At 52.1% G+C, this 13,567-nt stretch carries 12 protein-coding genes; 1 reads left to right on the top strand and 11 read right to left on the bottom strand.

The features are described 5' to 3' along the window. Nucleotides 1-405 precede the first annotated feature (405 nt). From CHH67_RS03450 to leuC, 9 genes are all read right to left on the bottom strand, one after another. Entirely contained in the window at nt 406-687 is a 282-nt protein-coding gene (locus CHH67_RS03450) for an NAD/NADP transhydrogenase alpha subunit (protein WP_095263580.1), read from the bottom strand. 27 nt (nt 688-714) lie between these two features. Next, entirely contained in the window at nt 715-1,401 is a 687-nt protein-coding gene (nth, locus tag CHH67_RS03445; protein WP_095263579.1) for an endonuclease III, read from the bottom strand. A gap of 85 nt (nt 1,402-1,486) precedes the next feature. Continuing rightward, nucleotides 1,487-4,198, bottom strand: coding sequence for an S-layer homology domain-containing protein (locus tag CHH67_RS03440; protein WP_095263578.1), 2,712 nt, complete (start codon nt 4,196-4,198; stop codon nt 1,487-1,489). A gap of 78 nt (nt 4,199-4,276) precedes the next feature. Beyond that, nucleotides 4,277-4,840, bottom strand: a complete 564-nt coding sequence (locus tag CHH67_RS03435) for a GerMN domain-containing protein (RefSeq protein WP_095263604.1) — start codon at nt 4,838-4,840, stop codon at nt 4,277-4,279. Nucleotides 4,841-4,891: 51 nt separating this feature from the next. Next, a complete protein-coding gene (locus CHH67_RS03430; RefSeq protein WP_095263577.1) occupies nt 4,892-6,277 on the bottom strand; it encodes an N-acetylmuramoyl-L-alanine amidase family protein in 1,386 nt (461 codons plus the stop codon). 240 nt (nt 6,278-6,517) lie between these two features. Then, entirely contained in the window at nt 6,518-7,201 is a 684-nt protein-coding gene (locus CHH67_RS03425; protein WP_095263576.1) for a GerMN domain-containing protein, read from the bottom strand. A gap of 40 nt (nt 7,202-7,241) precedes the next feature. Beyond that, a complete protein-coding gene (locus CHH67_RS03420) occupies nt 7,242-8,678 on the bottom strand; it encodes an N-acetylmuramoyl-L-alanine amidase family protein (protein WP_095263575.1) in 1,437 nt (478 codons plus the stop codon). 240 nt (nt 8,679-8,918) lie between these two features. Beyond that, the gene (gene leuD / locus CHH67_RS03415) at nt 8,919-9,521 is read right to left on the bottom strand and encodes a 3-isopropylmalate dehydratase small subunit (protein WP_095263574.1); all 603 of its coding nucleotides are present in this window, start codon (nt 9,519-9,521) and stop codon (nt 8,919-8,921) included. 19 nt (nt 9,522-9,540) lie between these two features. Beyond that, nucleotides 9,541-10,965 (bottom strand): 3-isopropylmalate dehydratase large subunit, encoded by a 1,425-nt coding sequence (leuC, locus tag CHH67_RS03410; RefSeq protein ID WP_176475519.1) that lies wholly within the window; start codon nt 10,963-10,965, stop codon nt 9,541-9,543. Nucleotides 10,966-11,171: 206 nt separating this feature from the next. Between leuC and CHH67_RS03405 the strand changes: the two genes are divergently transcribed. Further along, nucleotides 11,172-12,113, top strand: coding sequence for a LysR family transcriptional regulator (locus CHH67_RS03405; protein WP_095263572.1), 942 nt, complete (start codon nt 11,172-11,174; stop codon nt 12,111-12,113). Nucleotides 12,114-12,246: 133 nt separating this feature from the next. Here CHH67_RS03405 and CHH67_RS03400 read toward each other — a convergent pair whose 3' ends face one another. Continuing rightward, nucleotides 12,247-12,435 (bottom strand): hypothetical protein, encoded by a 189-nt coding sequence (locus CHH67_RS03400; RefSeq protein ID WP_095263571.1) that lies wholly within the window; start codon nt 12,433-12,435, stop codon nt 12,247-12,249. A gap of 84 nt (nt 12,436-12,519) precedes the next feature. Continuing rightward, the gene (locus tag CHH67_RS03395; protein WP_095263570.1) at nt 12,520-13,329 is read right to left on the bottom strand and encodes a carbon-nitrogen family hydrolase; all 810 of its coding nucleotides are present in this window, start codon (nt 13,327-13,329) and stop codon (nt 12,520-12,522) included. Nucleotides 13,330-13,567 lie beyond the last annotated feature (238 nt).

Below are 13,567 nucleotides of genomic sequence, written 5' to 3'. Positions count from 1 at the left end.
ATTTCTTGCTTCTATCATTTTTTTCTTCTTACATATTTCTTGCTCCTTACATATTTCTGGCTTACTTCATATTTCTTGCTTACTTCATATTTCTTGCCGCCTGTTCCTTGCCTGCTTTTTTGTCCGCTCCCCCCGCCTCCAGCCTGGCTGCAGCTCTCCCTGAACAAAAGGGATAATAGTCAAAGGGGAACACGGAAGGATAACGACAGGAGCATCGACACACCACTTCGACATCACCCGTTCGACAACCAGTGGACATAACAAAAAAAGCCGGGAGGAAAAACATAACGTTTTTCCTTCCAGCTTTAAATGATGCGGGCGGCTTATGGAGCTGCCTATCTTGATCTTTGCACCGCCATAGATGGCATAGCGCTCCGGATCCCGCTTCGGCACCCGCGGCTTTCATTAAGAGAGCAAGCTGCTCTCTTCGGTTGGAATCAGAATTTCAAATACGGAGCCATGCTGCAAAATGGTCAGGCCCCGGGACTTGTCCTTCATGACAACCACTTCCGGTTTTTGAACCATGCGCTCCAAATAATGCTCAGGCGCGTCCCCGGAGTGAGTGAATGTCACACCTTCGACTTCCTGTTCTTCGTTCTCACTCAGCTTGCTTTGGCTCTCCACTACAAATTCAAAAATATCCGAAAACAAAGCAAAATTATCCGTATAAACCGAGATGCATTTCATGAATTTATCCCATCCTCTTTTTCTTGTCTATTTCTGGCCAGCTTTAGGCTGTTCCTTATTCTTCCTGACTGCCCCTGTTTTCATACGTTTCTTGCCTTCGCGGCAAACATCGAGCAGCGGGCATACCTGGCACAAAGGATTTTGGGCTTTGCAGTGATATCTGCCAAAGAATATGAGACGGTGGTGCGTGATCGTCCATTCTTCACGCGGCACGCGCTTCATCAGCTTCTTCTCCACTTCCAGCACGCTGTCCTTCCAGGCAGCAAGTCCAAGGCGTTTGGAAACACGCTCTACATGGGTATCGACAGCGATCGCGGGCACGCCGAAGGCGTTAGAGACGACGACGTTGGCTGTTTTTCGTCCGACGCCAGGAAGCTTGACCAACTCGTCATGGGCTTCCGGCACCTCACCACCGTACTGTTCTATGAGAAGTCTGCACAGATTCTGAATATGCTTTGCTTTGTTTCGATACAACCCGATGCGCCGAATATCCTGCTCCAGCTCTTCGATTGGTACGGAAATATAGTCCATGGGCGTTTTATATTTCTGAAACAGATCCTTTGTCACTTTATTGACCGTCTCGTCCGTGCACTGCGCAGACAACAACACTGCAATCGTCAGCTCAAACGCATTGCTGTGGTTTAATTCGCAATGTGCATCGGGAAACATCGTTTCGATGGTATCCAGTATATGCCGTACGGTGGCCGCATTCATATCCATTCCCTCCCGCAAAAAAAAGTCTTGATGCGAAAAATCCCCGCATCAAGACGGTGTTTCTCGTGTAATCCCCAATGATCGCTTACTGTTTCACAATCTCAACCACAACACCGTGGTTCAGGTACAGTACAATATTATCATTATCTTGCAGGGATTGCACGGACAAAGTCGTGTCACCTTGATGAACAAATACTTTGTCAGCATAAGGGAAGCGATACTGGTCATTCACTGATCTGCGCTTTACATGCAGTTCGGCGTTGTCCAAACGCCAGAACGAGCGCTCCAGCTTGTCCATGACATGGATGATGGTTACGCCTTGAATGTCCTTGCGAATTTCAACCCGGTCCCCAGGAGACAGCGTGCTGAGATTCGGAGCTGTCGAGCCGTTTCTCGTTACTCTGACACCTGCGCTAACGTTGACGCTTTGGCTCACGCCCGAATAATCCTTCACCATCAGGTTCGTGCCGGAAGCGTCAAGGGCGGTCACCTCGCCGAGCGTCAGCTTGACTTCAGCAATTCGAACGGCCGTCGTGCCCTGGAGATCTACATTCACCAGCGTGCCCGGACGCAGATCGGCAAGCACAATCGCTTGTCCGCTTTCGCCGACCAAGGTAGCTTTATCGGTGAAAATATCGCTCGTCGTTCCGTTAGCTTTGACGCGCATCCGGTTTTTGGATGGCTCGGTAAAGACCACTTCGAATTGAGCGGAGGAATTGAGCTTCAAGCTGTGCAGGTAATCCTGATTAACCGACAGCTGCGCGGTTACGGAATCCCCTACGCGGACATCCGACAGCGTCGCATTGGACTTGCCGAACAGTTCCACCAACAGATTGTTGTTGTATGGGATCTCCTCCACTTTTCCTCCCGCTGTCAATATGGAAATGACCCGGTTCCCGGTATGGATGGCGCTGATCGTGCCTTCTACCTTGTACACAACCTCGAGCGACAAGGCCCGGGTTCCGACCAGCGTCACGCTGACTTTGCGTCCTGCGCCAAGCAGCGGCTCGACGCGGTCCAGCGTTGTGCCCATGCTTGATTCCAGCTTCGTTTTGTCATCCAGGATGATCACCCGCGGCTGGTTGTTCGTATCGCGCACGGTCAGCCAGCGCGTCTTGGCGTCATAGCTCACAATCGTAGCCGCATCCAGCTGTTCCATCTGACGACCCGTCACTTCAATCTTCGTTACGCGCTCTTCGCCGTCAATGGTCAGAATAACCTGATCGCCGGATACATCATCTGCAAGCAAATCGGAAAGCGCAGGATTTACAACCCCGCTCAGTACAATCTCTGGCTTGTTCGCCAAAAACTTCGTTTCCAGCTGCGTGCTGCCATTGCGCTTGTACGTGATGGTTCTCCCGTTCGCTTCCACCGAATAGAGCATTCCTTGTACGGTGCGATCTACGTTCTGCGTCACTTCAACCGATTGGAGGATGCTGTTCTGAACGGAATAATTGACAGCAGAACCGGCCTTCAGCTCAGCAGGTGACAGAAGCTGGTTTTGGTAACGGAGCACGGTCGCATCGTCCCATTTGAAGGTTTCTTCATAACCGGTGCTGTCCTTGAGGGTCATCGTTTTGTTGACCGTATCCACGCTCTGAAGAACACCTGAAGCCGTTTTGTTGACCAGCCCGCTTTTCACCCGAATCGAAACAATTCGCTTCTGCGGACTGAACGTTTCACGCTCAATCACGAGCAGGCTGCCCTCCACCAGTGCACTCGCCTCAATCTGACGGCCGTTCTGGTCGAGGAAAATCGTATTGGCATCATAAGTCAGCTCTTCGAATGTGTTGTTCACATCGAGCCAGATAACATAGTTCGGCGACAGACGGGCATACGTGCGCTCCAGGCGCTCGACATGCTCGGTCTGATCCGTAATTTCCACATAAGCGGCCGTACCGTTGCTTTCAACAACGATCGCCTTCGTATATGGCTTCACATCGGCAAGCGAAATTCTTGCCTCCGAATCGGAAGTAAAATATGGGGTTGCCCCGTTAAGCTTGTACGTATTTACCTTGCCGTCTACATAGAGCTGCAGGCTTTCGTTGTCCACAGACATAATGACGCCTTCATGCTGATTGGCGTAATTGGTGTCGATGTAGGCTTGCGCACGGCTCAGGAATGTAGCCAGTTGAGCGCGTGTCACCGCCCCTTGGGGATCAAATCGGTTGCCGTTCACACCCTGGGTCAGTCCAAGGTCTATCGCAACCTTGACAAACCCGAGCCGATCCGGAGAAATTTGGGCGTTGTCTGCAAAGCTTGTCGCCTGATTGCCGGCTGCTTCCGCATCCGCCGTCCGTCCAATCGACCGGATCAGCACCTCGGTGATCCATTCCCGGGTCGCTTTTTTAGCTCCCCAGATCTGTTGGCTGTCCGCTTGAGATGCTTCCTTCTCGCTGTCCAGCAAATTGCGCTGCAGCGCCAAAGCTACATACGGTTTAAAGTATGTATTCGTTTCGATGTTTGTCGGTAATGTCGCAGCGCCGCTGCTTAATTGATCCTGCATGCTTAAAAAACGGATCGCCATCGTAACGGCTTCCTCCTGCGTCACCGGATCATTCGGGCGAAACTTGCCGTTATTCCCGGTTACGATTCCCTGTGCCGCAAGCTTGTAAATATACTTTTCTCCCCAGTAACCTGTATTTACATCGCTAAAACCGCTCGCTACCGATTGGGTAGCGGCGACTGTGGTTTCGTCTGCGGAAACGACGGAGGCTCCTCCAAACGCCAACAGTCCGGCCATGACGGCGGAGACCACTTTCTTGGAATGAACATGCTTGCTGTGTCTAAGTACCATTTTCTTTCCCCTCTCATAACTACTGCTTCATCATTTACTAATATTCGACAGCAATTTGTGATCTCCTTCTCCGTTTCATCACCGGGTCATTGGATATTCCAAAGTCACATGACCCATCAGCGATTCTGCCTGTTGTCCGTCGATGAGAATCTGAATCGCGTTCACTTCTTCAAATTGGAAGAACGTATTCTTCAAAGCGTCGATGGCAAAGGCTTCGCCCCCGGCCCCAAGGTTGGCTTCCGCCGGAATATGCACGTCCAGCGTCAAGGTCCCGTCTGCTAAAGCGACGGAAATCAAATCAATCTTCTCCCAAAGCGGAATCAGTTCCTCGCTCTCGCTCGTTTGCAACGCTTCATAGGCAGCCTTATACTTCTCCTCTGGCGTTTCATACGAAATTTCGGCCACACCTTCCCGAAGCTCCATCAGATCGGGATCGGTATAATATGCCTTAATGCTCTCGCTCTGAACCTCCGGCTGCACAGCTCCGTTATCGCCACCAGCCCCCTGGCCTGTCTGTCCGCCCGGTGCGGGCTCGTTATGCCCCGGCGCGCTGCCCGGCTCAGTTCCGTTATTTTGACCACAGCCTGCGCCAAGAAGCATGACAGCTGCCAGAAAACCTGCTGACCATATTTTTTTGTTCAACATTCTTTCACCTCCCGGTTACTCTTCTTCTCACTTACCATCATGATGATCCTAGTTCACCTGCAGATAGTTTTTGAGGCCTCTTACGATGGCCGCTGCAACCCGATCCTGTGTCGCCGGGTCAAACAGCTTGCTCTCATCGTTACTGTTGCTCAAAAAGCCAACTTCAAGCAGCGCTCCCGGCATGTTCGTCTCGCGAATGACATGGAAGTTACCATACTTCACTCCGCGGTCACGAAGGCCGATCGCTTGCACAATTTCCTTATGCAGAGCATTGGCAAGCGCCTTGTCGGACTCATGATAGTAGTACGTCTCGGTGCCGCTGGCGGAGGAAGGTCCGCTGTTGGCATGAATCGATATAAATACATCCGCCTTCAGATCATTTGCGATTTTAGCGCGCTCTCTCAGTTCGAGGAAGGTATCGGTGCTTCTTGTCATCACGACATCAATATTCGGCTCCTGCTGCAGCAGCCGCTGGACTTTCAGAGCCATCTGCAGATTGAAATCCTTCTCTCTTTTCCCTGTGACTCCGATCGCGCCAGGATCATGATCGCCGTGACCGGCATCGATCACTACCAGCTTCTTCCCGCCCGTTCCCGGGTTCGGCGCTGAAGCTGTATTCAGATCGACAGTAAGAATGCCCGATCCGTTCTCAAGACCTGAAACGGTATAATTTTTCGCATAATTAAGATCCACCACGATTCGAACCGTCATCGGATTTTCGTTAAACAACGAATATCGTACCGACTTGACGTCCGGATAACCGCTGACCGTAAATTGCCCGCTTTGGCTGACACTGTTGAAATTGTTGTTGCTGCCAAAGCCATCCGAAAATCGGGTGTTTGTCAGATCAATGACGATACGGTCAGGGTTGCTTAGCGTGGACACGTTCGCTCTCGCATTGCCGGATACGGCAACCATCAGCTTGTTTTCGTTGAAGCTCAAGCCGTCTACGGTTGCTGCTGTCCCGGAACCATTCCCGCTTCCTGGAGCTTCGCCGCCGCTGCCAGTGGATTGAAGATAAACCGCCTTCTGCTGATTATCCCATCTCACCTGAAGTCCCATCTGCTCACTGACGAAGCGAAGAGGGACCAGCGTCGTTCCTCCGCGGAGGACAGGCGCTTTTGTCATCTGGACGCGCTGCCCGTCGATCGTCGCATACGAGCTTCCGATCACCATGCTCACGTTTTTCACGCTGTTTTGGACAGTGACCGTTTGCGTAGCCTTCGTCCAGGACACACGGAATCCGAGCTGTTCGGACACCACCCGAATCGGAACCATGACCGTACCGTTCTGATTCTCAACCACCACGCCAGATGATAGATTCAGCTCCTGACCATCCAGATAAATCTTTGCACTGTACGAACTTGCATCCGCCATTCTAGGAAACGCAATCATCATGACAACTAGAAACAATAAAAAACCAACCTTCTTCATCCTTCACCCCTACCATCCTAAAATTTTGCCATTGATTGGCGTTTCAGACTCGGCCTGTCCGACATTACCTGACAACGATTTAGACGCACCTACACCTTAAAAGTTGCGGGAAACTTGCCGTTTTACGACAAAAAAATCCTACTCTCATAACGAGAATAGGACTTTAGATTTATATATTTTCTTCCATTTTGAGTTCGAAGTCTCATTTCATGTGCCGAGCAAAAACGGAAGAGATGAACGTTAAGGATTTCGCTTCATCGGATGCTCAAGCTCCACATGTCCCATTAACGACTCAACTTTCTCTCCTTCAAGCAACAACTCAATCGCCTGCACCTCTTCAAACTGGAAGAAGGTCTGCTGTAGTGCGTCGAGAGCGTACATTTCCCCGCCGGCTCCCAGATTAGCTTCCGCCGGCTTGCTGATGTCAATCGTCAATTCACCGCCGTCTAAACCGATCGACCGAAGCGTAATGGCTTCAGACCAAAGCGGCTTCAAGTCGGCGTCATCGCTCTGTTGCAGCGCCTCAAACGTCTTCTTGTATTTATCCTGTTCGTCGGTGTACGTGATTTCACGACTGGACTGCTTCACGTCCAGCATCTCAGGATCTGTATAGTAGAGCGTAACATTCGCTTTATGGCTGTCTGCTGGCGTCGAAGTCACGTCTTCACTCCCCGTTTCCGGTGAATTATCCCCGCCGGCTCCACTGTTGACATTCGTCGCACTGGTATCCGGGCTGTTCTGCTCCGATGGTTCATTTGTATCGTTCGGCGTTTCCGGCTGCTCCTGCGGCTCCTCCGGCAGCATGGCCGCCGTCTCCTGGCTTGGCTCCGTTTCGCTCGGGGCCGCTGCCGGCTTCTCACCGCAGCCTGCGCTGAATACCAGCAACAGTGCAAGCATTCCCGTCATCCAATATTTTTTGTTCATTGTGTGTGTCCCCCTCTCAGATCAGCTTGATGCTTCCCGTCTATCGTATGCCAAGATATTCTTTAATACCCTCCACAATCCCTTGTGCAACACGATTCTGGAAATCTTCTCGTAACAGCTGGGCTTCATCACCCTGGTTGGTCATAAAACCAATCTCGAGCAGGACGGCAGGCATCTTCGTCTCCCGAGTGACAAGGATATTCTGGTATTTCACACCTCGATCCCGCAAGCCTGTAGCCTGCATAAGATGCTTGTGCATTACGCTCGCGAGCAGCTTGCTTTCATCCCGGGTATATAGGGTTTCGGTACCGTTAGCACTGCTGGCAGTGCTGCCGTTGCCGTGAATGGACACAAAGATATCAGCTTTCACATTGTTGGCAAGTTGCGCGCGTTCCTTCAGCGTGGGATACGAATCATCGCTTCGGCTCATGACGAGATGAATGTCCTTCTCCTCTTCCAGTAACGCTGAAACCTTAAGGGCTACCGCTAGGTTAAAGTCGCTTTCCTTAACCCCTGAGACGCTGGTTACCCCCGGGTCGGTACCGCCATGTCCGGGATCTATCACAACCGTTTTCTTGCCATCGCCTACCGGAGGAAGTGCCGGCAGTGTGCCTCCCGAATCCTCAGCTGCGTTAAGATCAATGATGATAAATCCGGAATCATCATTGATCACAGTATAATTTTTAGCGGTGGTCAGGTCAATGACGATCCGCAAGGTGGACGGGTTGTCGCTGAACATCGCATACCGGACTTTTGCCACATCCGGATTGTCCGTTACGATCAGTTCACCGCTTCTCTTGCTGTCGCTGAAGCCGTGCTCAGCCATGAACCGCTCGGAGAAATTCGTTTGTGGCAAATCAATGACAATCCGCTCCGGCGCATTCATCCGGAACACGCTTGGCGCAATCTTTCCTTCGGTTTCAAGCATCAGCCTGTTGTCCGCAAATGTCATCCCGGTGAGCGTTACCCCTGCCTGACTGCCGCCTGCTGGCGGCTGGGCTGTCCCGGTGCCTGCATCCGTGCCAGGCACTGTCTCCGCTCCCGTGTCCGGCGAAATCAGATATACCGCCTTCGCCTGGTTGTCCCATTTAACATCAAGTCCCATCTGCTCACTGACAAACCGCAGCGGCACGTAAGTGGTCTGCTTGTCGAGCATTGGCGGAATCGCCAGTTCAACAGCAGCCCCATTGATCTCGGCCTGATGCTGATTGAGCGTCATCTTCACGAGTGTATCGGCATTCTCAACGGTAACCGACTGCTCGGCCTTGTTCCATTTCACGTTAAAGCCAAGGTTTTCGGACACAATCCGGATCGGGATCATAACCGTCCCCTTCTGATTTACGACTTGAACATCCGAGGTCAGGCTCAATGGCTCCCCGTCCAAAAAAATGTGTGCGTTGGCAGCATCTGCCGCCACAGGCTTCGGTACAGTCAGCAAAAATACGAACAACATTAGTAGAAATCCCAGCTTTTTCATGAATCCTCCTCGACCATCCCATGTATAGATTGTTACCGCAAAATATGTACATCAGCTTCTGTCATGCCGTGACAGACTCCGACAACAAAACCGAAATCAGCCTATCGTCTTCCTCTTTCCGAGGATATGTTTTGCATATTTATACCATCATACCAAAAAAAACTTCCATTTCCTACACAGGAAACGGAAGTTTTATAATCTTGTAATTTTTAATAGGAAACCACGCGAATGATGGCAAGTTTATCCGAACAGGCGTTCCGCATGTTTCTTCTCATAAGCATCAATTGAGTCCGCATGCTGGAGTGTCAAGCCGATGTCATCCAGCCCTTGCAGCAGAAACTGGCGGCGATGCTCATCCAGATCGAAATCATAGTGCAGCCCTTGGTTGTCCGTGATTGTTTTGTTCTCCAGATCCACATTGAGCTGGTAACCGACATTTGCTTCCGTCCGCTTGAACAACTCATCCACCTGCTCCTCGGAGAGCTTAATCGGAAGAATGCCGTTCTTGAAACAGTTGTTATAGAAGATGTCGGCAAATGACGGCGCAATGATGACGCGGAACCCGTAGTCCAAAATGGCCCATGGCGCATGCTCGCGTGAGGAGCCGCAGCCGAAGTTAGCTCGGGAAATCAGAACGGAGGACCCTTCGTATCTCGACTGATTGAGCGAGAAGCTCTCAATCGTGCCGCCCTGCTCGTCAAAACGCCATTCGTAGAACAAAAACTGTCCGAAGCCTGTGCGCTCAATGCGCTTCAAAAATTGCTTAGGTATGATGGCATCTGTATCTACATTCACCCGGTCAACGGGTGCAACAATTCCGGTTAATTTCGTAAATGCTTGCATATGCTTTCTCCTCCGTCCTTTAGCTCACAACTTCTTCGGCAATAAAGTTCCAGTCACGCACATCGACAAATCTTCCTTGGATGGCAGCTGCCGCAGCCATCGCAGGCGATACGAGATGCGTTCTGCCGCCGCGTCCTTGGCGTCCCTCGAAGTTCCGGTTCGATGTAGACGCGCAGCGTTGTCCAGGCTGGAGAACGTCAGGGTTCATCGCAAGGCACATGCTGCATCCGGCTTCACGCCATTCAAAGCCCGCTTCGATGAAGATCTTGTCGAGCCCTTCCTTCTCGGCCTGAATCTTCACACGGCCAGAGCCCGGCACAACGATCGCCGTTACCTTATCAGACACTTTATGACCTTTCGCTACCGCCGCAGCTGCGCGAAGATCCTCAATCCGTCCGTTCGTGCAGGAGCCGATGAAGACATAATCAATCGGAATTTCCGACATCGGAGTTCCCGGCTCAAGTCCCATATACTCCAGCGCCTTTTCCGCAGCTTTGCGCTCGTTCTCGGTTGCAAAATCAGCCGGATTCGGCACGCTAGAAGTAATGTCTGTGCCCATGCCCGGGCTCGTGCCCCAGGTCACTTGAGGAATCAGTGTCTCAACGTCAAATTCAACCACCTTGTCAAATTCCGCGCCTTCATCGGTAACGAGCTTCTTCCATTCCGCCACAGCGGCATCGAAAGCCTCGCCTTGCGGCACATACTGACGTCCACGCAAATATTCAAACGTCGTCTCGTCCGGAGCGATCATCCCTGCTCTTGCTCCGCCTTCGATCGACATGTTACATACAGTCATGCGCTCTTCCATCGACAGCTCGCGGATGGCTTCGCCTGTATATTCGATAACATAACCGGTAGCAAAGTCTGTGCCGTACTTGGCGATAACGCCGAGGATCATATCCTTCGCGGTAACGCCAGGCTTGCGCTTCCCGACAAAGCGAACCTCCATCGTCTTCGCCTTGGCCTGCTGCAGACATTGCGTCGCGAGCACATGCTCAACCTCGCTCGTTCCGATCCCGAACGCAAGCGCTCCGAATGCGCCATGCGTGGAGGTGTGGCTGTCGCCGCATACAATCGTCTTGCCCGGGTGCGTGAGTCCAAGCTCAGGCCCCATAACATGGACAACCCCCTGGTCGATCGTGTCCAGGTCGAACAGCGTTACGCCAAAATCCTGACAGTTCTTCGTCAGCGTATCGATCTGCTGCTTCGAAATCGGGTCGGTAATGTTAAAGCGATCCTTGGTCGGCACATTGTGGTCCATCGTAGCAAACGTCAGCTCCGGACGGCGCACCTTGCGGCCGCTTAGACGCAAACCTTCAAACGCCTGCGGCGAAGTAACCTCATGCACCAGATGCAAGTCGATGTACAGAATGCTCGGCTTGCCTTCTTCCTGATGAATGACATGATTATCCCAGATTTTCTCGAACATTGTCTTTTTACTCATCAATATCACCCCATTGTTCTTTACGTCCATAAACAGGCTCCAATACGTTCATGAGAGATGCGATTCTGGTGCTCTGACTGCTCCAGCAGTCATTGTAACGAATCAGCATCTTTACGATGATAGTAATATAACATTTCCTTCTTCATTGTTCCAAGATATAATAACTATAGATGTAATAGGATTCAGCTATAACGGAGTGATACGATATGGAATTAAGACAATTGCAATATACGCTGCAGATCGCAGCTGACAAGAACTTTTCGCGCGCCGCAGAGAAGCTTCATATCGCCCAGCCTTCCCTGAGCCAGCAGCTGTCGAAACTGGAGAAGGAGCTCGGTGTACGACTGTTTCAGCGCAATACGAGCACAGTCGAGCTGACGCATGCAGGCGCAAGCTTTGTCGAGCATGCGCAGAAAATTATGGATGCAGTGGAGCAGCTGAAGCAGGAAATGTCGGATATTTCCCAGCTTCGTAAAGGAAAAGTGGTGGTCGGAAGCATGCCGATTACCGGCTCTCACCTGCTGCCGCGCGTCCTCCCGGCATTCAAACAAAGTTATCCCGATATCGAAATTACGCTGCTTGAGGATTCGTCCATGAATCTGGAGAAGCTGACGGCCAGCGGAAAGGCAGATCTCAGCCTGCTGGCGCTGCCGCTGTCCGAGCCTTCGCTGTCCTGGGTGCCGATCGGCGAGGAAATGATCGATCTGGCCGTGCCGCCGCAGCATCCGCTTGCGGAACGGGCAGCCGCTGACCCGGTTCGGCCCATTACGATTGACGAGATCCGGAATGAAGCGTTTGTGGTGCTCAAAAAAGGGCAGGGCTTCCGGAAGCTGACGTTTGATATATGTCGGGATGCCGGTTTTGAACCGAACGTCGTATTTGAGAGCAACAACATCGAGACGCTCCAGTCTCTCGTCGCTACCGGCATGGGGATCACGCTGGTGCCACGCTTTATCGCCCGGGCCAAGCGCAGCGAGTTCATTCCGGTGTATCTCCCGCTTGCGGAGCCGTCGCCGAGCCGGACGCTGGTTGTCGCCTATCGGAACGGAAGATACTTGTCGAAGGCAGCCGAAGCTTTTATTGATACATTCAAGCAGGTGCTCGACAAGCTGGTCGTGGAAGACATCCAGGATCCGCCCCGCATGTAATCCATACCTATACAAACCGAAAGGCAGGCCCCAATAATCGCAATCGATTCTTGGGACCTGCCTTTTAAATTCAGCTATATTTATGGTGTGCAGCACCAGGCTGCCCTTCTACAAGCCGATCCCGGCCGGATCATTATTTGCGCAGATTATGCTGGTCAATCAGCCGGTTCTGTTCATCCGCAGTGCGCGACTGCTCTTGAATGGCGGCATCGTCCTGGTTGTTCCCGCCGCCCGCTGCTTCCTCAACAAAGCTGCGAAACTGTTCCTTCTGCTGTTCTTTCTTCTCGATTTCACGGCTGCCTGTCGGGTTGTTGTCTGCCATTCTTCATACCTCCTCTCGAGCGGATTATCCATAGTATACCCGCCCTGCCAGAGATAGAAACTGAAGATATGACCGACCGCCAAGCTAGAAGTATAGCCGGGGACGCCGGTCCTCGAATACCGGGATGCGCTGTCTCACTTCTCCCGGCAGCGCGCGGTCGATCTTGCCGGTCAGAATCACCTCTTCCTCGCCGCCCTCGGCAACGATCTCGCCCCACGGATCGATGATCATGGAATGACCGAAGAAGTCCGTATCGCCGCTCGTTCCGACGCGATTGCAGGCCACAACGTACATCTGGTTCTCAATCGCCCGGGCCATGAGCAGCGTGCGCCAATGATGTAGGCGCGGATGCGGCCATTGAGCCGGTACGAACAGCACCTGTGCCCCTGCCAGCGCAAGCGTGCGCGACAGCTCCGGAAAGCGGATATCATAACAGATGGAAGCTCCGGCGGTGATGCCTTCCAGCTCGAAGCTGACGACCTGCTCTCCCGCCTGAAGATGCTTCTCTTCGTCCATTAGCCGAAACAGATGGATTTTCGAGTATTTCGCCAGCTGCTCCCCATTCCGGCCAAACACATACATGCTGTTATAAATCTGTCCGCCGATATTCTCCGCAATCGAGCCGCCGACAACCTGAATGCCGTGGCTACGGGCAAATGCGGACAACTGCTCCGGCAGGCGGCGCCCTTCCGGATCGGCAATATCCCGGATGCGATCAAGCGCATACCCTGTGTTCCACATTTCCGGAAGCACGATGACATCCGGCTTCTCCTCTGCCGATGCCGCCTTCTCCATCAGGTCCAGCATGCGCTTCAGATTGGCGTCCGGATCACCGAGCTCCACATAAGCCTGCACCACAGCGATATTCATTTCCGATTTCACTTGTTCTCCCATCACGTTTCCTCCTGCCGTATATGCTAACCTTTGAGCACGAAAGAGCCATATCCAGACAACCTTCGCGCGAATAAGTATTCGGATCATGAAAATGTAAAGCCATGCTGTTATCATAGCCTTCAGCGCAGCCCGACTGCAAGAGCCGATCCCTATTCCCTCTATACAGCCCTGATAAATCGTGATAAATTATTTCTAATTGCTTGCTATTGTGCACAAATTACTTTGTGCGATGTCTGAT

It is taken from the genome of Paenibacillus campinasensis, from assembly GCF_002272015.1.
GTDB classification, from domain to species: Bacteria; Bacillota; Bacilli; order Paenibacillales; family Paenibacillaceae; genus Paenibacillus_AQ; species Paenibacillus_AQ campinasensis.
This window is presented reverse-complemented; position numbering and strand designations above follow the sequence as displayed.